The organism is Thiothrix fructosivorans, from assembly GCF_017349355.1.
In the GTDB taxonomy this organism is placed as follows: Bacteria; Pseudomonadota; Gammaproteobacteria; order Thiotrichales; family Thiotrichaceae; genus Thiothrix; species Thiothrix fructosivorans.
Map to the genome: position 1 here is coordinate 1,538,308 of NZ_JAFMPM010000006.1, position 25,234 is coordinate 1,563,541.

At 51.5% G+C, this 25,234-nt stretch carries 21 protein-coding genes; 8 read left to right on the forward strand and 13 right to left on the reverse strand.

The genetic code is table 11. The annotated features are described in order from the left end of the window. Positions 1-35: 35 nt before the first annotated feature. The 4 genes from J1836_RS10935 to J1836_RS10950 form a co-directional block, all read right to left on the reverse strand. Positions 36-1,814 carry an ATP-binding response regulator gene (locus J1836_RS10935; protein WP_207251117.1) on the reverse strand — a complete coding sequence of 593 codons (1,779 nt, stop codon included), beginning with the start codon at positions 1,812-1,814 and terminating at the stop codon, positions 36-38. After that, on the reverse strand, positions 1,808-2,428 hold the full coding sequence (locus J1836_RS10940; RefSeq protein WP_207251118.1) for a response regulator transcription factor: 621 nt from the start codon (positions 2,426-2,428) through the stop codon (positions 1,808-1,810). The genes J1836_RS10935 and J1836_RS10940 overlap by 7 nt, the downstream gene beginning before the upstream one ends. A gap of 105 nt (positions 2,429-2,533) precedes the next feature. Beyond that, entirely contained in the window at positions 2,534-3,685 is a 1,152-nt protein-coding gene (locus tag J1836_RS10945) for a deoxyguanosinetriphosphate triphosphohydrolase (protein WP_207251119.1), read from the reverse strand. A gap of 18 nt (positions 3,686-3,703) precedes the next feature. Further along, the gene (locus tag J1836_RS10950; protein ID WP_207251120.1) at positions 3,704-4,834 is read right to left on the reverse strand and encodes an OmpA family protein; all 1,131 of its coding nucleotides are present in this window, start codon (positions 4,832-4,834) and stop codon (positions 3,704-3,706) included. A 127-nt stretch (positions 4,835-4,961) separates the two neighbouring features. Here J1836_RS10950 and J1836_RS10955 point away from each other — a divergent pair, with 127 nt between their 5' ends. Beyond that, positions 4,962-6,338, forward strand: a complete 1,377-nt coding sequence (locus tag J1836_RS10955) for a DUF3131 domain-containing protein (RefSeq protein WP_207251121.1) — start codon at positions 4,962-4,964, stop codon at positions 6,336-6,338. On the opposite strand, the gene J1836_RS10960 is transcribed toward J1836_RS10955, so the two are convergent. From J1836_RS10960 to J1836_RS10985, 6 genes are read right to left on the reverse strand one after another with little or no spacing between them, the layout of a single operon-like run. Beyond that, positions 6,316-8,094: a hypothetical protein gene (locus J1836_RS10960; RefSeq protein ID WP_207251122.1), complete on the reverse strand. Its 1,779-nt coding sequence runs from the start codon at positions 8,092-8,094 to the stop codon at positions 6,316-6,318. The genes J1836_RS10955 and J1836_RS10960 overlap by 23 nt on opposite strands. Beyond that, positions 8,075-9,532 (reverse strand): DUF3131 domain-containing protein, encoded by a 1,458-nt coding sequence (locus J1836_RS10965; protein WP_207251123.1) that lies wholly within the window; start codon positions 9,530-9,532, stop codon positions 8,075-8,077. The genes J1836_RS10960 and J1836_RS10965 overlap by 20 nt, the downstream gene beginning before the upstream one ends. Then, positions 9,519-10,046 carry a hypothetical protein gene (locus J1836_RS10970; RefSeq protein WP_207251124.1) on the reverse strand — a complete coding sequence of 176 codons (528 nt, stop codon included), beginning with the start codon at positions 10,044-10,046 and terminating at the stop codon, positions 9,519-9,521. Before J1836_RS10970 ends, J1836_RS10965 begins: the two co-directional genes overlap by 14 nt. Before the next feature lie 40 nt (positions 10,047-10,086). Next, positions 10,087-11,418, reverse strand: a complete 1,332-nt coding sequence (locus J1836_RS10975; RefSeq protein ID WP_207251125.1) for an ATP-binding protein — start codon at positions 11,416-11,418, stop codon at positions 10,087-10,089. Then, complete coding sequence (locus J1836_RS10980; RefSeq protein ID WP_207251126.1) at positions 11,418-11,966, reverse strand: heme NO-binding domain-containing protein; 549 nt, start codon at positions 11,964-11,966, stop codon at positions 11,418-11,420. Before J1836_RS10980 ends, J1836_RS10975 begins: the two co-directional genes overlap by 1 nt. Positions 11,967-12,007: 41 nt before the next feature. Further along, positions 12,008-12,364 (reverse strand): Hpt domain-containing protein, encoded by a 357-nt coding sequence (locus tag J1836_RS10985; RefSeq protein WP_207251127.1) that lies wholly within the window; start codon positions 12,362-12,364, stop codon positions 12,008-12,010. A gap of 164 nt (positions 12,365-12,528) precedes the next feature. Here J1836_RS10985 and J1836_RS10990 point away from each other — a divergent pair, with 164 nt between their 5' ends. The 7 genes from J1836_RS10990 to J1836_RS11020 all read left to right on the forward strand — a co-directional run bounded on the left by J1836_RS10990 (position 12,529) and on the right by J1836_RS11020 (position 21,166). Next, positions 12,529-13,731, forward strand: a complete 1,203-nt coding sequence (locus tag J1836_RS10990; RefSeq protein WP_207251128.1) for a PP2C family protein-serine/threonine phosphatase — start codon at positions 12,529-12,531, stop codon at positions 13,729-13,731. A gap of 85 nt (positions 13,732-13,816) precedes the next feature. After that, positions 13,817-14,155 carry an STAS domain-containing protein gene (locus J1836_RS10995; RefSeq protein WP_207251129.1) on the forward strand — a complete coding sequence of 113 codons (339 nt, stop codon included), beginning with the start codon at positions 13,817-13,819 and terminating at the stop codon, positions 14,153-14,155. Positions 14,156-14,191: 36 nt separating this feature from the next. Then, the gene (locus J1836_RS11000) at positions 14,192-15,388 is read left to right on the forward strand and encodes a nucleotidyltransferase family protein (RefSeq protein WP_207251130.1); all 1,197 of its coding nucleotides are present in this window, start codon (positions 14,192-14,194) and stop codon (positions 15,386-15,388) included. Beyond that, positions 15,388-15,819, forward strand: coding sequence for an ATP-binding protein (locus tag J1836_RS11005; protein ID WP_207251131.1), 432 nt, complete (start codon positions 15,388-15,390; stop codon positions 15,817-15,819). The genes J1836_RS11000 and J1836_RS11005 overlap by 1 nt, the downstream gene beginning before the upstream one ends. A gap of 2 nt (positions 15,820-15,821) precedes the next feature. Beyond that, the gene (locus J1836_RS11010) at positions 15,822-17,972 is read left to right on the forward strand and encodes a glycoside hydrolase family 2 protein (RefSeq protein ID WP_207251132.1); all 2,151 of its coding nucleotides are present in this window, start codon (positions 15,822-15,824) and stop codon (positions 17,970-17,972) included. Positions 17,973-17,984: 12 nt separating this feature from the next. After that, on the forward strand, positions 17,985-19,853 hold the full coding sequence (locus J1836_RS11015; protein ID WP_207251133.1) for a glycosyltransferase family 2 protein: 1,869 nt from the start codon (positions 17,985-17,987) through the stop codon (positions 19,851-19,853). Then, positions 19,850-21,166, forward strand: a complete 1,317-nt coding sequence (locus J1836_RS11020; RefSeq protein WP_207251134.1) for a DUF3131 domain-containing protein — start codon at positions 19,850-19,852, stop codon at positions 21,164-21,166. Before J1836_RS11015 ends, J1836_RS11020 begins: the two co-directional genes overlap by 4 nt. Here the strand turns inward: J1836_RS11020 and aroB are convergent, their stop codons facing one another. Genes aroB through J1836_RS11035 form a run of 3 tightly spaced genes read right to left on the reverse strand, consistent with a single transcriptional unit; the run spans position 21,167 to position 25,219 of the window. Further along, positions 21,167-22,243: a 3-dehydroquinate synthase gene (aroB, locus tag J1836_RS11025; protein WP_207251135.1), complete on the reverse strand. Its 1,077-nt coding sequence runs from the start codon at positions 22,241-22,243 to the stop codon at positions 21,167-21,169. It abuts the gene before it with no gap. Then, positions 22,230-22,826: a shikimate kinase AroK gene (aroK, locus tag J1836_RS11030; RefSeq protein ID WP_278189489.1), complete on the reverse strand. Its 597-nt coding sequence runs from the start codon at positions 22,824-22,826 to the stop codon at positions 22,230-22,232. Before aroK ends, aroB begins: the two co-directional genes overlap by 14 nt. Beyond that, positions 22,820-25,219, reverse strand: coding sequence for a type IV pilus secretin PilQ (locus J1836_RS11035; RefSeq protein WP_207251137.1), 2,400 nt, complete (start codon positions 25,217-25,219; stop codon positions 22,820-22,822). The genes aroK and J1836_RS11035 overlap by 7 nt, the downstream gene beginning before the upstream one ends. Between the last annotated feature and the right edge of the window lie 15 nt (positions 25,220-25,234).

Genomic DNA, 25,234 nt, shown 5'->3' on the forward strand with positions numbered 1-25,234 from the left:
TATATTTTTATGACTAAGGTAACTAATTTATAACTTTAGTTATAATTATCCATAAGTTTTTTAAGTTCTATTGGGCTGATTGGTTTATAGTTGACTGGAATATTCGACTTTTCCAATTGCTCTATTAATAAAGGTGAGGTATTACCTGTTATCAGTAAAGCAGGAATGGTTTTCTTAAGGGCTTCTCTAAGTTGCTGGATGATTTCCATACCATTGACCCCAGCTCCTAGCTGATAGTCACTGATGATGAATGCAATGTCAGGATGCAGCGCAATAATGCTTGCTGGATCAGGTTCAAAAGCGGTTACAACAGTATATCCCCAAAGATGGAGTAGGGTATGCAATGACTCCAACACATCTCTATCGTCTTCGATCACCAACACTTTGCCACGAGGGGGCGAGGTGGATCTGTTTTGGGAAGGCATGATGATAGAATTTGTTTGCTGTACAGCCATAGGAACAGTGACCGAAAACACACAGCCTTTACCGGGTCGGGATTGCAGCCCAATGTCATGCTCCAATGCAGCGGCGATACGCTTGATAATGGAAAGCCCTAATCCGACCCCACGGCTGCGTTTGCGTTCCGGGTTATGCAATTGGTAGAACTCGCGGAAAATACTGTCCTGTTCTTGTAGTGGAATCCCCACACCGTTATCCCACACTTCGATGCGCAGGCGTTGCCCCTGCCGTCGCCCACCCAACAGAATGCGCCCCTGTTTCCCCATGTGTTTAATAGCGTTTTCCACCAGATTACGCAAAATGCGTTCCAATTGGGTCGGGTCAGATTCGACATGCAAGCTGGTGTCAACATAGCGCAATGTTAAGCCAGCTTCAGCGGCAATCGGTTCATATTGCTGATAAAGGCGTTTAAACAACACATTCAGCGGGAAAGTTTGGTGTTGAATGGGCAACGTGCCTGCATCGATCCGTGAAATATCCAGCATGGCATTCAACAAACCGTTGAGTGCGGTGATCGATGCCTCCATATTGCCTAGGATACGTTGTTGTTCCGTAACATTGCCCTGTTCAATCAGCACTTCCAAACTCTGTTGGAAAAAATGCAAAGCCTGCAAGGGTTGGCGCAAATCGTGACTGGCAGCCGCGAGAAAGCGCGTTTTATCGTGACTTATTTGTTCGACACGCTGTTTTTCTTCTGCCAATTGTTGTGCGAGCAAGGCTTTCTCTTCACGTTGTTCCAAGGTATCCATCAGAAAGGTATGAAGGTTTAAGGCAAAAGCGGTCGTCGCGATCATGTAAATCACAGAACCTGCACCAAACCAAATATAGAACATACCGGGGTTAATGAAGCTACTGATGAGCGGTGGCATAAACGAACATAGCGTAAATGACAACAACGATGGCAAGTGAAAAATCGTTGCGAAGACACCGCCAGTAAACACACCACACAAAATAATACTGAACATAACGGCTAACTGTACGTGTGTGCTATCAGTATTGCCGACAAATAACACCCAGCCAGCCCCCCACATAAAGCCATAGAACGAGCAAACAATGGTCGACAGATAAGGCCACCAACGACGCGTGCGTGGGGTGCGGTGTTGCGCGTGTTGTGCAATAAACCCCAGCCAGAATACACCGACCACAAGTTGTAATAGCAACCAACCACTGATGTAGTGTGCTTGTGGAGCATCTTTGGGAAAAATGAGATAGACAAACAGGGCAATCAGCATCACGCCGCTAGCACCAATAGCCGTGCTGATACTTTCATGACGGATGCGTTCATCTAATACGTCGGCCGCACTCAATTTGCGACGCGGATGCAGCAGCAAGCGTTTTAACCAAGTGGTTAGCAAATGATGCCCCGCATTTTGGCAACTTGTACCGCTTTAGTGCGATTTTTTACTTCTAGCTTTTTGCAGACGGCATACACATGTTGTTTGATCGTACCTTCTTCCAAACTGAGGTCGCTTGCAATTTGTTTATTACTCCAGCCATTTGCCATGCCCGATAACACCTTCATCTGTTGTGCGGATAAATGCGTTTCAGTGTTGAGCGTGCGCACGGAGCTAGGTTTTAAGTAGGCGGTTGGAATGTAAAAGCCAATATCTAGCAAGCGTTTTACCGCAATAATCACTTCATCGGGTGAAGCACTTTTAGGAATAAAGCCTGCTACACCTGCTTCTAGTGCTTCCTGAATGTGCTGATGCGATTCTGATGCTGAAATAATCGCAATGCGTAATGTTGGAAAGTCTTTCAGAAAGTCAGGTACATGACTAAGACCGTCTGTACCCGGTAGTGTACGATCCAATAGCATCAATGTGATAGCCGGGTGACGCCGCAGACAGGTTCTAGCAGTTTCAATATGATCGGTCTGAAAAATCTCCCAAGCAGGGCAATGTTGTTTTAACGTGGTTTCCAGTCCCTTTGCATACAAAGGGTGGTCATCTGTGATTAAGACACTCGTCATAAAGCCCGCCCTGCGCACTGTTGAATTCAGTGTACAGTTTCTCGGAATTTGTCGGTAAATCCAACTGTAAATTTTCAGTAACGCACATAATCTTGATACGTATCACTAGCGCAAGCCCGCCAAATCAAACAACTGCCCATACTCCCGCATCGCATACCGATCGGTCATTCCCGCAATAAAATCGGCAATCGCCCGCGCCCGCCCCGCCTCACCATTCTCCGCCTCGTAACGTTTGGCGAAGGCTTGGTATTTTGGGGTGAGCAAGCGCGTATCCTGCATATAGGCTTCAAACAACGCTCGTACCACTTTCTGCGCCCGCCAGGTCATGCGGTACACTGTCGGGTGGAAGTACAGGTTTTCGCGCAAAAACGTTTTCAGCACATTTTTCTGCTGGCGCATGGTGTCGCTGTAACGCATCAGGGCAACAGGTTGTGCCCGCACCTCTGCCAGTGTTTGCACGCCGGATGCACTAATGGCAGCGCGGCTGCTTTCGATCAAATCCACCACCATGCAACCAATCACGCGCCGCAAGGTTTCGCGAATCAGCCGTCGCCCTTGCAAATCGGGGTATTGCTGACGCACCGCTTGGTATTCCACCGCAAACACTGGCACGTCCTGCAACTGCTCCAGCGTGATCAATCCAGAGCGCAAACCGTCTTCAATGTCGTGATTGTTGTAAGCAATTTCATCGGCAAGGTTGGTGAGTTGCGCTTCCAAGGTTGGCTGCGTTTTATTGAGGAATCGTGTGCCAACATCGCCCAAGGCGGTTGCATGTTTCAACGCGCAATGTTTGAGGATGCCTTCGCGGGTTTCAAAGGTGAGATTGATGCCGGGGAAGTCGGCATAACTGTCTTCCAACACATCCACCACACGTAGCGATTGCAGGTTGTGTTCAAAGCCGCCGGAGGCTTTCATGCAGGCATTGAGTTCATCCTGCCCCGCGTGTCCGAACGGCGTATGCCCCAAATCGTGCGAAAGCGCAATCGCTTCGGTGAGGTCTTCGTTTAAGCCCATGCTGCGGGCAACGGTGCGGGCAATTTGCGCCACTTCCAGCGAATGCGTCAGGCGGGTACGGTACAAATCGCCTTCGTGGTTGACGAACACCTGCGTCTTGTATTCCAAACGGCGGAAGGCTTTGGCATGAATCACGCGGTCACGGTCACGCTGAAACTCTGTCCGATACGTCGGCGCAGGTTCGGGGTAACGTCGCCCTATACTGTGGGCGGGGTCGGCTGCGTAAGGGGCAATGTTGTTCATGATGCCGTTTCCTTGTGCTTACTTGGGTTTGAGCGGTGTGATCATCACGCGGCGATTGGCTGCCCATGCTTCTTCGGTATCACCTTCGACTAGCGGTTTGCGTTCGCCGTAAAAGCGCAGGTCGAATTGCTCTTCGTTCACGCCATGTTCCACCAAATAGTTGCGGATGGCAACGGCACGACGCGCCGACAACACGTCGTTGGCTTCGTCGCTGTCACGTTGGTCGGAATGGGTTTCGACGCGGTAACGGTATTGCGGGCACGCTTTCATATTATCCGCAACCTTGCCCAAAATCCCGCTTTTCGCACGGCTGATGGTGGCGGACGCGGTGGGGAAGATTTCGGCATACAGCAAAATAGCGGTGTCACATTCCAATTTTTGTGTGTCCACGGGGTCGCGGATTTCGACGGGTTTAGCCGTTGCTTCAGGTGCAGATTCGGCGGGTTTGGCTTCGGCAGTGGGTTCTGGTTTAGCGGCTGTTTTTTCGGCTGTCTTGGCTTCGGGCTTGCCTTGTTTTTTCTGCCATGCTTGGTAGTCGACATCGGCTTTTTGTTTGGCAACGATGAAATCATCGACGGTTTTTAACACGACTTCGCTTAACCATTTGCCGACATCGCTGCAATCGGTGGTGTTGTGACCTTCGCCCCACGTACCGAGTTTGTGGTGGAGTGCGGGGTCACGCAAGGTGGCTGCACCTTGGGTGAACGATGTCCAGATACCGGCGGTGCAGCATTGTGCGTTGTATTCGATGCGCGGTTCGCCCGCTTTGAATGGCCCCAAATGCTTGGGGAAGCTGGGGAACATGCTCATTTCGGGTTGTCCGGCGGCTTTTTCCAAGGCTTCTTTGCTTAACAGTTGGATGCCTGCCGTTTTGAGGCGTTTGATCACCGCTTCTTTCAAGTCTTTTTGCAGTTTGACGTTTTTGGGTTTGGCGCTGCTGATTACATCGTCGATATTGATGTAGACCTCGGTTAAATCATGCAGGGCAAGGCTGCTGGGTTGGTAATCTTCTTTGCCAACTTGCACGGGTTGTTCAGGGCAGGCGGGGTAAACGGCGGGTTTATCATCTGCTTGGAGAGTGGTTGCCGCCAGTCCGATAAGGGCGAATACGGTGGCGCGTAGCGTTGTCGGGAACATTGGATCACCCATCGTTGTTATGATTGGTTATTGTGATTGTATGTCTGCATGGTACTAGCGCGTTTGTCAGACCGCAATTGACTTCCGACGACTGCACCGTTAAGAATCAAAGCCCCCAAGTGCAGGAATAACAACAACCATGCGACTGCCTAGACGTACCCCTATTTCCCTAATCCTCATGGTATCCAGCGGTTTGTGGTTAAACGCGGCGCTGGCTGAATCCGCCCCCGCGAAGCCGCAATATTGCCCCGCCCGTACCGCTGAATTGAATGAACGTGACAAAGAAATTGCCAAAGTGGCGTGGCAATATTTCGAGAACAATATCCAGCCCGACACAGGTTTGGTGAATGCGGTGGATAATTACCCTTCTACCACCATGTGGGATGTGGGTTCGACTTTGGCGGCGTTTATTGCTGCCGAAAAGCTGGGGTTCATACCGCGTGACCGCTTCGACCGCATGACTGGCCACCTGCTGGATACTTTGCAACATCTCGATTTGTTCAACGGCGAAGCACCCAACAAAGTCTACAATACCAAAACCGCGCAAAAGGTCGATTACCGCAATACGCCTTCCGCCCACGGCATTGGCGTTTCCACGCTGGATTTGGGGCGGTTGGTGTCGTGGTTGAATATCCTTTCTTGCCTGCATCCGCAGCACCAAGACAAGGCGCAGCAAGTGTTGGAAAGCTGGAATTTCTGCCGTTTGATGGAGCACGACCAAATGTACGGTCTGACCTTCAAAGACGAGTCCGGCACGGTAGAAGTGCAGCAAGAAGGTCGCCTCGGTTACGAGCAATACGCGGGTAAAGCTTTCCAACGGCTGGGTTTCGGTATGAACCTATCGGCGCGTTACCACAATCAATACGCCACGACTACCGAGGTATCGGGGATGGAATTACTGGTGGATTCTCGCGATGCGTCCACGTTGGGTGCGCACAATTACGTGGTGTCGGAGTCCTACGCGATGGATGCGCTGGAGCACGGTCTAAACGACGAAAACAAACCATTGCTGGATAATATTTACAAGATACAGCAACGCCGTTGGGAACAATCCGGCAAGGTCACGGCGATTTCTGAAGACAATCTCGACCGTAAACCGTACTTCGTTTACAACACGATTTTCAGTGATGACATGCCGTGGGCAGCGATTACGGATAAGGGTGAGGATATGTCGGAGATGCGCAGTTTGTCGGTGAAAGCGGCATTTTCAATGGCGTATTTGTTCCCTGAACGTGAATACAGCAAGGTGCTGCGTGAAGCGGTTAAGGATGCGCGTAGCCCCAAAGGGGGTTGGTATTCCGGTATTTACGAAGACCCCGCGAAAGGCTTCAATAAGGCAGTGACCGCGAATACCAACGGGGTGATTTTGTCGGTATTCCTGCACAAGCTGTACGGTGCGTTGAACCAGCAGTGTGATAACTGCGGCAAGGGCGCGAAGTTGGGTGAGGATTTTTTGCAGCGCAATAAAGACAAACAGCAGTGTCTAGGAAAGCTTAAAACTGCCAGCCCTTACTGACCGTAATCGCGCCATCCTTAAGGTTATCGCCGGGGAAGTCGTTATTGCCGTAGTTGGAATATTCTACCCGTACCCCGCCTTTTTTCGGGCTGGAATAGCCTGCGGAATAGCTCCAACTCGGTTTGCCGCCCTCAACCGGTACAGTGGCGGTGGTGCGTACATTCACATTGGGTTTGGGATTCCATTGCATGGTGGCGCTGGCTTTTGCTTTGCCCTTGGCGGAAATATTGACGCTGCCAGACGCGCTGATTTTGCGTTTGGCGAGCTTTGCTGAGTTCACTTTATAGCCAATGCTGGCACTGGCATTTTTCACGTCCAGCCCCTGTCCGGCTTTGATAGGGCCGTTATGCCCCACTTGTACGGATACCGTACCAGATTTGGGGTTGGCGTAACCGACATTCCAAGCGTAACCCGCTTCACCGTCTTTCACCGACGCGCTGCCATTCACGAACCAGTCTTTTTTCGGCGACCACGACGCACTCACGGCGACGTTATTGCTGCCATCTTTGAGTGAAACGGTATCGGCTACTGTTACCGCTATCCGGCGTTTTTTCTTTTTAGCGTCGATAATCCCCGTGGTGCTGTGGGCTTGCGGTTTGGGTGCATCCTCAAAGTAAATCGGAATATCACCGCCAGCGGTGGTGCTCACAATCGTGGGCAAAATGACTTCACCTTTGGCGGTTGTATACGCTTTGTGTGTGATGGGTTGTGGCTCACGTTTAGGCGTAACCGTTGGTTTTTGGGCGGCAACAGCGGTTCTGGGCGCAAGTTTGGCGGATGGAGTGACTACCTTAGCGGGGTGCGTTGCCGCCTTAGTTGGCTGGGCTAGTTTGGGTGGGGTGACGTTGACTTTGCCCACTGAGCCGCTGATACCTTGAGCACGCGGGGCAAGCACGCGTTGTTGTTGATGTTGTTGCCGCGCTTCTTGGCGTGCCTCCCGCTGCTGTTTGCGTTCGGTTTTGTTGGTGATAAGCGTGGATTTGCTGGTTTTTTGAGTGACTTTCGGAATATTGACCGTTTTTACGGCGACCTTGGCTGCGACTGGATGGCTAATCTGACACGCTGGATTCCATTTGAAAGGGTAGGGTTGCGCCTTGGCTTCAGTGACCATTTGAAACGGCAGCGCTTGATTGGCAACGGCAGCCGGTGGCGTTTCAGCTTCACGCACCACCTGACCGGTTTCGGGGTGTGGAAAGCACCGTTCGCGGTAGGCTTGATGTAAAAATAAGTGGTAAGCATTCGGTGCAATCCGAATCTCGTCCAATAATTTGGGTACGAAACGGTCGGCAGGGTCAGGGGTCAAAAAGCCCCATTCCTTGAAGCCTTGCCATTTTAAAGGCGCATCCTCACCCGTTAATTGCTTGTGCAGTTTTTGTTGCCGCAAAATCAAGTTATGAAAATTCTGATTTTCCATGACTTCGCAGTAATCCCATTGCAAGGCAATGCGTTCGGCTTCTTCACGTAAGTCGGGGAAGCGTTCGGCGGTGGTTTTTAGGGTGTGTAAGGCGATGTCGAGTAGGCCCGCGTGCAGTGAAGCTTCGGGTTTTTGCCCCAGCCACTCATCCGGCCATTGCTGACCGGGTGCGTTGATGTGGTGCAGTTCGCTCAAGATTTTTTTAGCCACCTTGGCATTAGTCGCACAGTGCAAGGCTTCCAATTTTTGTTGCAAGGGGGGCGGGTCGTTCGCCATCACCGGCGCGACCAAGACTCCCCCGCCAAGGGAGAGCAATAAAAATTTATTCAGCGGTGCAGACATCACACGTTTTAGCGGTCAGCAATTTGGGTTTGATGCCGCGTTCGCAACGCTTGCACATGGGGTAAAATTCGCCGTATTTCTTGTGCAGCAATAGGCTTAACACAATGCCGTTGGTATTGGCGGTAATGGCTTTATTGTAGCCGCCACCGCTTTCGTAAATCCCTGAATACCAGCCGCGTTCGGGGTCATAGGCGGAACTGACGTTGTATGCCAGCTCTTTGCTGTAGGGGTCTTCGGGGTAGAGGATGGCGAGCGATAACGCCGCTTTTACCGAAACCGTTTTAAGATTGTCATAGCGCACGCCTTTGTCGGTGGTGGTGTTCCACGGCAAGCCTGCGGTGAAAATGGTGTTGTAAAGGAAGTACGGTTTTTGGTCGATATTGTCTTCGGACACGGCGGTGAGAATGCCAGTTTTTTCCCAACGGCGTTTTTGTACGAGGTAAATATTGTCGAGCAGCGGGCGATTTTCTGCATCAATGCCGTTTTCGACAGCATCCATCGCATACGATTCGGTGACGACGTAATTGTATGCGCCTAAATCACGCGGGTCGCGGCGGTCATACGCAATCGGTACGTCGTAGATATTGATGGTTTCGCGAAATTCGTTGTTATACGTGGCAGCAATGTGTTGGTCGTAGCCCAGTTCGCGGAAGATTTTCCCACCGTATTGTTCGTAGCCTAAGCGCCCTTCTTGCGCGACGACTAATTCTTTGGACGTGGGGTCACGGTATAGCCCGAACATTTGCCCGTCTTTGATCAGGCGTTTGAGATCCCAACGTTCTATCGCTTTTTGCGCGGGATACGCGTATTGCGGGTGCATACAGCTTAGTGTGTTCAACCACGAAATAATCCGTGCAAGGTCGAGTGCCGAAACACCAATCCCCTCTGGGGCAGGTTGGTTGCGGTAATCCACCATAGCGCCGCTTATGGTGTGGTAGACCTTGTTGGGGGCTTCTTTGTTAAACAGCTCCATATTACTCAAGGTCTTGAACATGCTGCGAATGCGGTCATCGAATACTTTGTCGTCAATGATGCCGAAATCATGCGCGGAAATGGTCGCGGCTAACGCTGAACCCGTATCCCACATGGTGGTCGAGGGGTATTTGTCGGCAGCGTTGTACAAGCCTGTTTCAGGGTTATAGTTGTTTTCAAAGTATTTCCACGCAATCTGTGCCATTTCCAGATCGGTGGCGCATAAGGCTTGCGGTGAACCCAAACAACTGTTGTCGGGGCCGCTGGTGAGGGCGCAAAAGGTGTCATTGCGTCCTGATGTTGAGCCGCTTTTCAGCATTTGCAACAAGCTGGGTGAATCCGCTGCCAAAGCTTTGGTGGTTGGGGCGGGGCTTGGGCTGCTGCTGTTGATGAGTAGGATGAGAATGCCCGCGAGGATTAAGCCTGCCAGCCAAGCGAGTCCTACGTGGATATTATTTTTGTTCATTGCCCAGTTCCCCTAGGACGGCTTCAAGGACTTTGCTGACGGCATCCGGTGCTGTGCTGGTGTCGCCGCTTTTCCATGCGGCGATGAGTTTGTCGAGCGTCCCCATCAGTCCTTGCAATTTGGCTTTATGGGCGGCGAAGGTTTCACCTGCTTGCCAGATGGGCTTTTTGGTACTGGCGAGCTTTTCGGCGGCTTCTGCACCTTTACTTGCTGCACGTAATTGGTTGGCTTGGTTGAGCGTGCCGATCAGTTTGTACAGGTCGAGGCGCTGTTGCAGAGCGGTGAGTTTTTGATTGCTGGCAGCATCGGCTTCTTTGCCTATTTTGCTGGTGACAGTATTGATGGCATCAATTTTGGTGGCGATAGGCGTGAGTGTTTCCGCCAGTACGCTAGCAGAACCTTGTTGTAAGGTGGTGAGTGTTTGTACGTCGACGCGCAATTGCTGATGTTGAAACGCGAGGTAGCCTGTCAGCACAAGCAAGGTGCTGAGGAGTACGTGTTGCAGATGATGCATGGCGGTATTACCCCCTTATTATTGTATTTGGGTGTTTGGGTTATGCCGTGACTAAACACCACTCCTCAAGTGTGGTTGCTAGGGTGTCAATTTGAATGGGTTTGGTTAGGCAGGCATCCATACCCGCGTTTAAATACGTTTGTTCGTCGCCTTTCATGGCATTGGCGGTGAGGGCAATGATCGGTAGGAGGCGTTCTGGGAATTCGGCGCGGAATTTTTCGGTGGTTTCAATGCCACTCATGCCGGGCATTTGGATGTCCATTAGCACTAAGGCGAAATCTTCGCTGCGTAGGAAGTCGAGAGCCTCAAAACCATTTTCGGCGAGGGTGACATGATAGCCGAGTTTCGCCAGCATTCCTCTGGCAACCATTTGGTTCACTTTGTGATCCTCCACGACCAGAATGCGCCGGTTTGCGCCGTCACTGATGGTGGTTTTTAGCGCAGGCTGGTGCAGAATCACCGTGCTAGGGTGCGGTTGTTCTGCAATGATGGGCAATTCAAACCAGAAGGTGCTGCCGACGCCTTCGGTACTATTGACGCCGATTGAGCCACCCATCAGGTGTGTCAATTTGCGGCTAATCGCTAGCCCCAAGCCAGCCCCACCGTTATTGTGTTGGTCGTAGCGGTTAATCTGGCTAAACGCATGGAATAAATGCGTCAGCTTTTCTGCTGAAATACCTACACCGCTGTCTTGCACTTCAAAGCGTAGCGTGGTGGGATTGGCGGTTACACGGGCAACGCGCACGGTGACTTGCCCAGCAGTAGTGAATTTGAGGGCATTGCTGATTAAATTGAGCAATATCTGGCGTAAGCGCAGTGGGTCGCCCCGCAAGTGTTTGGGAATGTTGTCGCGCACATCCAGCACCAGTACGAGGTTTTTCTGTACTGCTACCGTGTGCATGGTGTCAATAATATTGGGCAGAATGTCACAGAGGTAGAAGTTTTCTGTCATTACCTCTAACTTGCCTGCTTCGAGACGCGAAATATCGAGAATATCATTGATAATGCCCAGCAGTGCTTGCGCCGATTGCAACACGGTATCGAGTTGCTGGATTTGCGCGGGGTTGAGGGCGGTATCTTGCAACAGCGTTGCCATGCCAATGATACCATTCATTGGCGTGCGGATTTCGTGGCTCATGGCGGCGAGAAACGCGCTTTTGGAGCGGCTCGCAGCAAGTGCTTGGTCGCGTGCTTCGATCAACTCATGAGTGCGTTCTGTGATGGTGTGTTCGAGAGAATCCGCAACGGCTCGTAATGCTTGATTGGCTTGATACAGTTCCAAACTTTTACTTTCGAGCAACTGCTCCGCCTGTTTACGCGCTTGTCGTTCGCGGTGCAGACGGCATTGTAGGCGGCTTAACTCATCGATCATTACACTGTCACCCGCGTGATGTGGAATTCAACGTGTGTCCCTTGACCAGCGGAACGATCCACCGGCACGATGTTCGCATTCACTTGATAATGTGCTAAACAGCCCTCAATCAACCCTTCTGCAAGGGAGGCAAATGGGTGTTGGGAGCGGTAAATCATGATGAGTTTTTGTGTACCCTCACGGAGGGTGTCGAAGGTGGGTAATTCCGCATCAGGGTAGAGTTTGCGCACTTCAACATGGACATGCTTTTCAATCGAGTCCAAAAAATCGAACGCATCAGGGCTGTTGGTGAAGAACCGAGGGTACAGCACGACAAACCGCTCAAACAGGTAATGCCCAAAGGTTTTAATCAAGTCGGGAACACTTATGCCAGTTTGTTTTGAGAGATTCTTTACCAGCGTGACCATTTCGGCATGTGGGTAAGTGCCGACCGAAGTATACGCGCCGCCGGAGGCTAGATCCGCTGCGTCGATAATGTCATCAACCGTATCGGCGGAAAAAGTGTGTTCGACCATTTCCAAGAACTCAGTAAACACTAAACCTTTCATAGGTATTCCCGTTGTTATTATTGTTAAGGCGTATTGTTTAATTAGGCGGTGGCAGTGTGTTGGTTAAGCCAGTCGAGAACTTGGGTAAATTCCACCTGCAATTGGCTTAAATGTTGGGCGGCGGCGGCTTGGTCATGATTTTCACGGTATTCTTCGAGTGAGTGCGCAAATTCTGCCAAGGCAAATGCACCAATCAGTTTGCAACTGGATTTTAACTTGTGGCAAATAGCACCAACCTGCTCGCTGTCTTGGGTCGTCAGGCAGTGTTGCAACGTGATCAGGCATTGCTGGGTATCGGTGATGAAAAACTCGATCAGTTCCGCGAATTCATCCGCCATGATGTCCTGTAACTCGGTGTACGTTGCGGTGTCGACGGGGTGGGGTATCATCGTGGTCATCGGTATGTCCCGTTAATGTTATTGACCCAACAGTAGCGAATCATGCCACTTGCCGGAATTGTATTTTTTATAATTTATATCTATATCTACAGTTTATATTTTGATGGTAGCATACAACTATTCGAGTGTTAATAACATCATAAAAACAAGACAAGATATGCACAATGAACATCCTAATTGTCGATGATGCCAGAGATATGCAGTTGATTCTGCGCCGTATCTTAACCCTAATGGGTCATCAGGTCATGCTGGCTGACCACGGTCAACAGGCATGGAATCTGATCCAGCAACACAACTTTCAAGTGGTGATCTGTGATTGGGTAATGCCCGTCATGGATGGCCCCACCCTGTGCCGTACTATTCGTGATGCGGACTTACCCCATTACGTTTACATCATTTTGTTAACGGGGATGTCGGGTAAGCAAAATCTGATTCTGGGTATGGATGCGGGGGCTGATGATTTTGCCACCAAACCCATCGTGCGCGAAGAATTGGAAGTACGCATCCGCGCCGCTCAGCGGGTCTTGAACCTAGAGCACACGTTGGAAGAAAAACACCGTAATCTGGAAAGCGTCAACCAATCCCTATCAGCCGCACAAGCGTTGATCCAGAGTGATTTGAAGCGGGCGGCGACTTTGCAAACCGGCGTGTTACCTGTGCAGAAAATGTTTGGGCGTTTGTGTGTGGACTGGTTCTTTCAGCCTGCCCAGTACATCGGTGGTGATACCTTCAATTATTTTCCGATTAACGATGAGTTGCTGTTTTTCTATTCGATAGACGTGTCGGGGCATGGGATCTCGTCGGCGTTGCTGTCGATGTGTTTGCAAACGCTACTGAGTTCTACGGGGGAATTGTATTGCGTGGATGAGCTGACACGGACGAATGCTGCCCGCTTTCCATCACGCTTGGCAGAACGTTTGAATTACCACCTCAATCATACCCTCGATACGGGTGACCATTATTTGACGCTGATTATGGGCGTGGTGGATACGGTGGATGAACGTTTGTATTTCGTGCAAGCCGGACATCCGCAACCGTTTCTGTATAACCCTATCACCCAGCGCGTTGAGCGTGTCGACTGCACGGGCTTTCCGATTGGGCTATTGCCCGATATGGAGTATGAAACCATTGATCTGCCATTTCCGCCCGGTAGTCGGTTTATTTTGTACTCTGACGGCATTCTGGAATTGCAGCACGCGTCCGGCGCACCGATGACGGAAGATGACTTGCAGGAACGTTTACAAGCATTGAGTGCGCTGCCAGCACGGTTATTGGTTTCCAAACTCGGCGAACAACTGGGCCTAGGCAGGGCAGGTGAGGACAAACCGGATGATATTTCTCTGTTAACCATTGATTTCTGCGGCTAGCCAAAACCGTTTATTATAGATATAGTTAATTAACTAATAATCAATATAAATTCACGACAACATCAACCCCAAGAGGACAACAAGAATGAAACTCTCAACGCATACCCAAGGTGAATTCACCGTTGCTGTCATTGGCGAAACCCGTATGGATGCCGCCGTTGCCCCTGAACTTAAACACCAAATTGCGCAATTGCTCGACGATGGCGCAACTCGCATTGTGCTTGATCTCAGCCAAGTCACTTTCATGGACAGTAGCAGCCTCGGCGCATTGGTCAGTCTGTTGAAAATGGTCGGCAACCGTGGCGACCTGATCATTGCAGGCGCAAAAGGCATTGTTGCCGAACTGTTCAAACTGACCCGTATGGATCGCGTGTTCCGTATGGCGGATAGCGTAGACGCAGCCGTTGGTGCTGTCGTGGCGTGATTGGGGCAAAAAAGCGTTACTTGAGGGGGGACTTTTATGAAGGCGATGATATTGGCGGCAGGCAAGGGGACACGGGTACGCCCGATTACCAATGAAATGCCGAAACCGATGATCCCGATCCTGCGCAAGCCGGTGATGGAATCTATTGTGGAACTGTTGCGCACCCATGACGTGCAAGAAATCGTGGTGAATACCAGCCACCTTGCGCCCGTGATCGAAAACTATTTCCGCGATGGCACTCAGTTAGGTGTACACATTGCCTATTCCTACGAAGGCTATATGACTGAAGACGGTTTAGAGGGTAAAGCCCTCGGATCGGCGGGTGGTATGAAGCGCATTCAGGAATTTTCCGGCTTTTTCGATGAAACGTTTATTGTGCTGTGCGGCGATGCGTGGATTGATCTCGACATCAGTGCAGCCTTGCGTCAGCACCGTGAAAAAGGCGGCGTTGCGACCATCATTTTGCAGGAAGTCCCTCACGAGGAAGTGCATAAATACGGCGTGGTGAAGCTGGATGAGCGTCAGCGCATCGTGCAGTTTCAGGAAAAACCCAAGCCGCAATACGCGGTTTCCAACCTGATCAATACTGGGATTTACATTTTTGAACCGGAGATTTTTGACTACATCCCATCCGGGGTGGAGTACGACATCGGCAGCCAATTGTTCCCCGCCTTGGTCGGGGCGGGCGAAGAGTTTTTCGGCATCAAGATGGATTTTCAGTGGGTGGATATTGGCTCTGTGCCTGACGTGTGGGCGGCAACGCGTATGGCATTGCAAGGCAAGATTCACGGTTTCGACATGCCCGGTAAAGAAGTACGCCCCGGTATTTGGACGGGCATTAACGTCAGCATCAATTGGGATCGGGTTAAAATCAAACCACCCGTATACATCGGCAGCAGCACCAAAATTGAAGCGGGCAGCAAAATCATGGGGCCTTGCATGATAGGCGCAAATTGTGTGGTGGAAACGGGGGCGGAAATCAGTGAATGCTTGATCAGTGATTACACCCGTATCGGCGGTATGGCAACGCTCGACAATAAGCTGATCTTCGGTGGCGAGTGCATTTCCCCGGATGGCAATGTAATCAATGTCAGTGAAACCCAGATCCGTTGGTTGGTGAATGACACGCGCCGGGTGCTCAATCCGAGTGATATTCACGATATGTTGCTGTTCAATAATATGCTGAGTTTCTACGGGGAGCTTGAACTGGAACGTGAGAAGGAGATGGCGTGATGGAAACGGTTTACAAACAATACAATATCCGCCTTTCCATCGACAGCCGTTTTGAGCAAGTGCGTTTACTGTCTGGTGCATTGCGTGGTATCGGCAAGGAATTGGAGTTGTCAGACGATAAGCTGGGGCAACTGGAATTGATGATGGTCGAAGCCGTTAACAATGTCATCGAACATGCTTACGAAATGCAGGGTGGTAACGATGTGCGGGTGCGGGTGGAATACAACCCTGAAGTGGTGCATCTGATTATCTCCGATAGCGGGCGCACTATGCCGGACGAATTGCATTCCGAAGTGAAGGATATGCCAGACCCGGAAGGTTTGCCGGAAGGCGGTTGGGGCATGGGTTTGATTCATTTGCTGGCAGATTCCATCCGCTACAGCAATGATGCCAAGGGCAACCACTTGCACGTTAGCAAGCAGTTGGCCTGAACATGAAACGGCTGGTCGGGGCAGTCATGGTGGTGTGGCTCTTGCTGGTGCAGGGGTGCAGCGTCATGCCATCCAGTCAGCCCGATACTGTCAGCAAAACGGGGTCGCTGGCGGGACAGTGGGAATTTTTGCCATCCGGTTCGGAGGCGATGCCTGCTGCCAAAGCATCATGGCAAGCCATCAACGTTCCCGGCAACTGGTACACGCAAGGCTATGACCATCATGGCGTGGCGTGGTATCGGCTCAAATTTAACGCGAATACCGCCCCTGAAACCGTGTCGACCCTGCATTTTGGCGGGGTGGACTACTTTGCGGCTGTGTGGTTGAACGGGCAAAAGCTCGGTTCGCACGAAGGCTATTTTCAAGCCTTTGCGTTTGATGTTTCGCAGCATCTGAAGGCTGGCGAGAATATTTTGTTGGTACGGGTGAACAGTCCGCAGGAAAAGGCGGAAGATTATTCGCTGCGTAAGCGACTGATTAAAGGCATTTTTGCTCACCACGATACGCGCCCCGGTGGGGCTTGGTCGGATCGGGGGCAGGAACAGAATACCGGCGGTATTTGGGGTGATGTGCGTTTGCAGCAATCGCAGCAGGTACAGCTTGCACCGCAACGTGTGCAGGTGCAGCCAGTGCAAGGGCTGGAACAGTGGCAGGTGTTGGTGGATTTGGATGTGTTGGGGACATTGCCAGCAAACACTAAACTGCAATGGCAAATAGGGGGTTGGCAGGGGGAATTTCCCGTCCGTGCATCATTATCTATCCCCATTACTAACCCCAAACTCTGGAATCCGCACGGCTACGGTGACCCCAATCTCTACAAGCTAACCGTCAGCGCCGTACACGATGGCAAAGTACTTGACTCCTTCGAACGCACCATCGGCTTCCGCAAAATCCGCCGTTCGCCGCAAGAAATCTGGACTATCAACGATCAGCGTATCCAGCTTAAAGGCACGAATTACATCGCCAACCAGTGGCTCAGTGAGATGTCATCGGCTGATTTTCGCCGCGATATTCAATTAATGCTGGATGCGAATATCAACACCGTGCGGGTTCACGCGCATGTGACATCCCCCGAATTTTACCGTTTGTGCGATGAAATGGGTTTGATGGTGTGGCAAGATTTTCCACTTCAATGGGGCTACCAAGATACGCCTGACTTTCATCAGCAAGCCGTGTCGCAAGTCGGTGACATGATCCGCCAGTTCGGGCAATACACCTCCATCATCCAGTGGACGTTGCACAATGAACCACCGTGGGATGCGGATTGGATGAAGTGGAAGTACAAAGATTACAACCCGCAGCAAAACAAAGTGCTGGATAACAAGTTGCATCATGCAGCACTGGCGTTGGAAAAAACTCGCCCGATCAGCATGATTTCTTCCACCAAAGAACACCCGTGGTTGGGTTGGTATTCTGGTCATTGGCTCGATTACGCCAAGCCGACCAAGCCTGCCACCATTGCTGAATTCGGGGCACAAGCTTTGCCGGATAAGGCAACATTGCGCAAGATTCTGGGGCATGAAGCAGAATTGCCCACCACGGATGCAGCTTGGGAAGCATGGGCATTCCACAATTTCCAGCGCAAGGAAACCTTGGAAATTGCCAAAGTTCCGCAAGGCAAAACGTTGGATGAATTCATCGCTAATACCCAACAATACCAAGCACGCTTAAACCAGCTTGCAGCAGAATCCTACCGTCGCCAAGCCTACCGTCCAGTCGGGGCGTTGTTCCAATTCATGCTGGTGGAAGACTGGCCGTCGATGAACTGGGGCATGGTGGATTTTTGGCGCAAACCCAAGCCGGGTTATTACGCGTTGCAACGTGCCTACCAGCCCATTTTGCCGAGTCTGGCGTGGAGCAAGGTGGATTATGCCGTCGGTGAAACCATTACTTTTGGCGCATGGGCGTTGAATGACAGTACCACGAACTACGCCAATGCACGCTATGCCATCAAGCTGTTACGCGGCAAGCAAACGCTGGATACACAAACATGGGCATTCAATCTGACGGCGGATATGCACCAGCACTTGCGCGATTACACCGCACCTGCATTGGATGCGGGCGAATACCGTCTGGAAGCCGCTATCCACGATACGCAAGGCAAGCTGGTAAGCAGCAACGAATACCGTTTCACCGTTCAACCACAACAATAAGAATGCACAGTTATGGGATTCTATTTCGACAAGTTTGAAGACCGCAAACCCGAACCGCCGTTGGAATATTCGGCAGTAACGGAAAGCATTTGGCAATTCCTCGCCGTCATCGCTCTGACCTTGGGGGCGTGGTATTTGTGGTGGCGGTGGACGGCTTCGCTTAACCCAGATGCGCTGTGGTATGCGATTCCGCTGGCGTTTGCGGAAACCGCCTCCTATTTTGGGCTGGGCTTGTTCGTGTTCAACTTGTGGAAAGTGCAGGATTATGAGCAATTGCCGCCGCCTGAAAAATTGAGCGAAGTGGTGCGTCCTGATCATGGTGAAGAACGCCCGTTGAAAGTGGATGTATTTTTCCCCAGCTACAACGAAGATGTGGAGCTGGTGCGTTTGAGTATTCGTGATGCGAAAAAGGTCACGTATCCGCATTCGATTGAGCTGAAAATTTTCGTGCTGGATGATGGCAAACGCCCAGCAATGCGCCAAGTGGCGGAAGAAGAGGGTGTAGGCTACATCACCCGCACCAGCAATATCGGTTTCAAAGCGGGCAATTTGCGCAATGCGATGGAGCAAACCCACGGCGATTTCATCGTGATTTGCGATGCCGATACGCGCCCATTCCCGACGATTTTGGAACACACGCTGGGCTATTTTCGTGACCCGGATGTGGCGTGGGTACAAACCCCACAATGGTTTTTCGATTTGCCGGAAGGCAAACGTTTGCCCGATGTGTTGGGTAAATACTTGAAAGCACCGGGACGTTGGCTTGGCAAAGGCGTAGAAGCGGTGATTGGTGAAATGCGCGTCGGCGAAGACCCGTTCGTGAATGAGCCGAAAATGTTTTACGACATTATCCAGCGTCGCCGTAATTGGGCGAATGCGTCGTTTTGTTGCGGGGCAGGCTCGATTCATCGGCGTGAAGCAGTGATGGAAGCGGCGCTCAAAACCTATTCCGATACCATCGAGAAACAGGTCGGTAAGCAATCCAAACAGTTGCAAAAGCTGATGGGTGGAGAAGTGCTTGACAGTGGTTTGGTGCAGGAAATGCGCCATCAGGTAGCGGGTGAGGAAGAGTTTACCCCGTACCGTTTCCACGTTTCGGAAGACATTTACACCTCGATTGTGCTGCATTCGGACGAAGATCGGCATTGGAAATCGGTGCTGCATCCGGCGGTTGAGTCCAAAATGTTGTCACCGCAAGATTTGTTGAGTTGGACGGTGCAACGTTTCAAATACGCGGGTGGTACGTTGGATATTGTCATGCACGACAACCCGATGACGCGCAAGGGCATGAGTTGGGCGCAACGCTTGATGTACGGTGCAACCGCGTGGTCATACCTTGGCGGTATCTGGAATATGCTGTTTTTGGCAGCGCCGTTGATTTATTTGTTTAGCGGGATTGCGCCCGTGAGTGCGTATACCGGGGATTTCTTCCTGCACATTTTGCCGTTCCTGATTGCGATGGAATTGGCGTTTATGGTGGGAACGTGGGGGATTGCGGGCTACCGTTCCAAAGCCAGTTACTTGTCGTTTTTCCCGGTGAATCTTCAGGCGATTTGGACGGTGTTGAAGGGCGAACAAATCAAATTTCCCGTAACACCAAAAGACCGGCAAGAAGGTAATTTTTTCCATCTGGTGCTGCCGCAATTTGCGGTGATTGTGCTGACGGTGTTGGGGATTGCGTATGCCAGTGTGCAGTTTTTTGTGCTGGGTAACGATGATTATTCGCTGGGTGGGATTTTGACCAATTTGTTTTGGGGGATGAATAATATTTTGGCGTTGAGTGGGATTGTGATGGCGGCGTTTTGGCAGCCGGAGGCAGACGAGGTTGCTGAGGAAGTGGCTCAACCTCAACAGTATAATAATAACGAGGTGACAGTATGAGTTTTAAGCAGGGCTTGGTGCGTGCGCGTAGCCATTTGATTTTTTTGACAGGGTTAGTCACCGCGTTTGGTTTGGTGGGCTGGTTGGAAGGGCTTAGTGTGGGCAATGCGAATACCCCGGAGGCTGTTATTGAAACCAGCACCGAGGTGAATATTGCCCCAACGCGTGCCTTAACCGCGCAGGAATTGGCGTGGGCAAAAACCGCGTGGAAGTATTTTCAGAACAACACGATTTCTGGCACGGGTTTAGTGAATTCGGTGGATAACTACAATGCCTCGACGTTGTGGGATACCTCCTCTTATCTGATGGCGGTCATTTCAGCGCAACGTTTGGGGATTATTGATCAGACGGAATTCGATGCACGGATTGGCAAAGCGTTGGACTCTTTGACGAAAATGGCGTTGTTTGAAGGCAAGTTGCCGAATAAATCTTACAACACCATTTCCCTACAAATGGTCGATTACAATAATCAGCCGAGCGAGAAAGGTATTGGTTGGTCGGCTATCGACATCGGGCGCGTACTCGTGCCATTGAATGTGTTGGCGTGGCATTACCCGCAACACACTGCCTCGGTTAAAAAGGTGATGGAACGTTGGGATACGCAGCCGATGCTGGTCAAGGGTGTCTTGCAGGGGGCGGTGGTCAAGGATGATGGCGAAACCAAATACCTACAGGAAGGGCGCTTGGGGTATGAAGAATATGCTGCTAAATCCTTCAATTTGATGGGGCTGGATGTCTCCAATTCATTGCGTTACACCGATTTCCTGACGTTTGTGGATATTAGCGGCATTCAAGTGGCGACCGATAGCCGCAGTGCGCAGCAATACGGGGCGCATAACTACGTGGTGAGTGAACCGTACATTTTAGATGGCGTGGAATTTGGTTGGGATCATCTGTCGCAAGAATTGGCATGGCGCGTGTACAAAGCGCAAGAAAAACGCTACGCCGAAACAGGCATTCTCACCGCTGTGTCCGAAGATAATATCGACCAACCGCCATACTTCGTTTACAACACCGTGTTTACCGATGGCAAAATCTGGAATGCGATTAGTGAAAAAGGCGACGATGCCAGCCAGTTTAAAACACTGAGCACCAAAGCAGCGTTTGGTTGGCACGCGCTATATGAAACTGACTATACCCAAAAGCTGGTGGAGAAAGCCGCGACTTTGGCTGACCCAGAACGCGGCTGGTATTCCGGCATGTATGAAGTCAGTGGTCAGCCGAACAAAGCGATTACCGCCAACACCAACGGCATCATCTTGGAAGCGTTGGCGTATAAACAGGGTGGTAAGCTGATGAAATTGGGAAAATAATCAAATTTCCCGATTCAACACGCGTTTGAGTGCCGCCGGATCAAAGTCGGCGGTGACGATGGATTCGCCCAGCGATTTCATTAGGATGAGGCGTAATGTGCCATCCATCACTTTCTTATCCACCGACATATAACGGGTGAAGTCTTCGCCCGTCATTTGCGTCGGTGGGTCAACCGGCAAGTTGGCGCGTTGCAAAATGTGGCGCGTGTAAGCCACGTCATCCGCCGCTAACCAACCCATTTGCTGTGACAATTCCGCCGCCATTACCATGCCTGTTGCGACTGCTTCGCCGTGTAACCAGTTGCCGTAACCCATTGCCGCTTCAATCGCGTGCCCGAAGGTATGCCCCAGATTCAGCAAGGCGCGTTGCCCAGACTCACGTTCATCTGCCGCGACGACTTCGGCTTTGTGTTCGCAGGAGCGGAAAATCGCATACGTCAACGCTTCGGGGTCACGCGCAAGCAGCCGATCCATATTGGTATCCAGCCATTGCAGAAAAGCTGGATCACGGATCAGACCGTATTTCACCACTTCCGCGATACCTGCGCTGAGTTCGCGGTCAGCCAGCGTATTCAGGCTGTCGGTGTCGATCAGTACGCATTGCGGCTGGTGGAATGCGCCGATCATGTTCTTGCCAAGTGGGTGGTTTACGCCGGTTTTGCCGCCGACGGAAGAATCGACCATTGCCAATAGCGTTGTTGGAATTTGGATGAAGTTGATACCGCGTTGATAGCTGGCTGCTGCATACCCCGTCATATCGCCCACCACACCGCCGCCGAGCGCAATCAGCGTGGTTTTGCGATCCGCTTTGCTTTCCAGCAAGTGGGTGTAAATCTGATTGAGGACATCGAGGTTTTTGTAGCCTTCGCCATCCGGTAAAATGACGGTGGAGTGTTTCAACCCTGTCAGCAAACGTTGCGTGGCTTCCAGATACAGTGGCGCAACGGTGGTATTGGTGACGACTACCGCGCTTTTGCCTTTGATGTGTGGCGTGACCAGCTCGGACTGTTGCAGCAAACCTTGCCCGATGTGAATCGGGTAGCTGCGCTCGCCAAGGTCGAGGTTAAGGGTTTGCATGGGTAACTTCCTGTAATTGTTTGAGTTTGTTGTGGATTTCGCGCAGGATGACGTTCACTTTCTGCTTGCCTGTGGGAATAATCAAATCAGCCACTTCCATGTAATACGGTTCGCGGGCTTTGAGTAGATCGCGCAAGGTTTGCACGGGATTAGCGGTTTGCATGAGCGGGCGGCCTTGGTCGTGCTTAATGCGTTGGAACAGGTGGTCAGCACTGGCGCGTAGATAGATGACGCAACCACTCGCTTTGATACGTTCACGGTTGCTGTCGCGTAAAATACTGCCGCCGCCGGTGGCAAGCAAAATGCCCTGCATGGCGGTGAGTTCGGCAATGACCTGCTCTTCACGCTCACGAAAGCCTGCTTCACCTTCGACTTCAAAGATGGTGGGAATAGGCACACCCGTGCGTTCTTCGATCACCTTATCGGAATCGTAGAACGTTAAGTTAAGACGGCGAGCGAGTTGTCGACCTATGGTGGATTTTCCCGCGCCCATCAAACCCACCAGAATGATGTTATGTTGCATGGTGGATTTATGCCAGTAGTGGGCGCGGGAATCAAGCCGCTTGTGTGTTTCGCTTAGGATTTACTGTCCACAATTTTCGGTGTGACAAAGATCAGCAACTCATTTTTGGTATTGCTGTTATTGTCGGTGCGGAACAGTCTGCCTAAAACCGGCACGTCACCCAGTACGGGCACTTTGCTAGTACCGCTGGTATTGCGTTCTTCATGAACACCGCCCAACACCACCGTTTGACCGTTTTCGACCAAGACTTTGGTCTGGATTTCACGGGTATTGATGCTCGGCACGCCGCTGTAAATGCTGCCTACCGTGTCTTGGTTAACTTTCAAATCCATCGAAATGTGCTCATCCGGCGTGATTTGCGGGGTCACTTCCATGCTCAATACCGCTTTTTTGAAGGCAACGTTCGCCGCACCGCTGGACGAGGCTTGCAGGTACGGTACTTCCACCCCTTGTTCGATCAACGCTTTGGTTTGGTTGGAGGTGATCACTTTCGGGCTGGAAATGGTTTCGCTCTTGTTTTCCGATTGCGAAGCGGACAATTCCAAATCCACTAAGAAATCTTTGCTCAAAATCGAGAAGCCGTAGCTGCCGACTGCGCCCGTCACTGGCAGGTTCACGCTGAGGCGGTCACTCAAGCCGGGAATGGTGATGGTGCTTGTGCCAGTGGTATCTGCCATCGCTTTGGTCGCGCTTTCCCAGTATTTGTCTGTGCCTGAGCCAAGTTTGCCTGCGCCGATACCGATGCTGTCTTGGTTTGCCCACGTTGGGGTAATGCCAAAGCGTGCGCCGAGTTCTTTGCCGAACGAGTCGCTGGCAATGACGATGCGGGATTCAATCAGCACTTGCTCCACGGGCACATCCAGCACTTTGATCAATTCACGGATGGATTTGACCTGTGTGGCGGTGTCTTGCACCAGTAAGGTATTGGTACGTTCGTCGACCGAGACTTTGCCGCGTGGCGAGAGCAGGGACTTTTTGTCTTCATCGGCACTTTTGGATTTTTCAATCAATGCCATAATGTCGGCGGCTTTGGCGAAGTTGATGCCGATGTATTCGGTGACGAGTGGCTCTAGCTCTTGCTTGGCTTTGAGTGCTGTCATTTCTTGCTCGTCCTTGGCGGCTAATTCTGCGGCGGGGGCGACCCAGATGACATTGCCATTTTCGCGCATGGCGAGGCTTTTGGATTCCAGTACGATGTCGAGGGCTTGATCCCACGGCACGTCTTTGAGGCGCACGGTGATATTGCCTGCCACGGTATCGCTGACCACGATGTTTTTGTCGGTAAAGTCGGCAAGCAATTGCAACACCGCCCGCACTTCAATGTCTTGGAAATTCAGCGAGAGTTTTTCGCCTGTGAAATTCTTCTTTTTCTTGTCGCCAATTTGCAGCTTGTCTTCCGGCGTGGCTTTCAGTTTGTCGATGTAAACCGTGTATTCGTCGCCATTGCGGTTGGTGCGGTGTTCAAAGCCCTCGTGCGCGGCAATGCGAATCCGTGCACTGTTGTCGCGTTGCGATACATTGATGTCGCTGACGGGTGTGCCAAAATCCATCACATCCATGCGTTGTTGCAGGTTGGCGGGTACATCTGCGTTTTTAACGGTAAGAGTCACGGTATTGCCGCTTTTGTCGTCCGTGACCACGCTATCGGCAGACGGCAAGCGCACGATTAAACGCCCACTGCCATCCGCATCGCGGCGGAAATCGACGGATTGTAACTGTGCTGATGTGTTTGCCGCGACAGGTTTGGGCACAGGCGGCGCGACGACTACTGGCGGTGCAGCGGCGACCACGGGTTTGGCGGCAGGTGCGGGCGGTGTGGCAGGCATGACCACGGGCGCAGACGCGGGTGCTGGCAGCGGTGTGAGTGCCGCCGGTTTGCCACCAGGCGGGGCGTACCACGCGTAATCCGGCGGTAATTCAGTGGGGACAGGCAATTCCGGTAAGGGCAAGGCTGCTTGCGTGGCAGCCGGTTTCGGGACAGCCGCTGGGGTAAATTTATCGGGTGCGGACTTGCCGCTGCGGTGCATTTCAGGTGCAGCCGGTGCGGCAGCGGCTTGTTTGCTGCCTTTATTGTCGAACAGCATCACCACGGTATTGCCGTGGGCTTCCACCGAGTGATCCACCAGATCGCTTAAATGCACCACCACTCGCGCTTTGCCTTTGTTATTGGCAGCGTCGATGGTTTGAATATTGCCTAAGTTAACCGCTTTGCTGCGGCTATTGGCGCTCACTTCGGTAGCGGGGAAATCGAAAACCAAGCGTGCGGGGTTTTCCATAAGGAAACCCTTGGGTAAGGTGACAGGCGCACTGAACTGCAACTGGACTTCTGTTTTATTGCCAGCGGCTTGGGCAGAAATATTTTGAAGTTGAGCATCCGCTGCCAGTGCTACATTGCTGGCAGGCAGACAGGTCATGAGAAGTGCCAAAGCAACACTTTGCTTTATTGTTTTCATTTTGTTGCTAGTCCT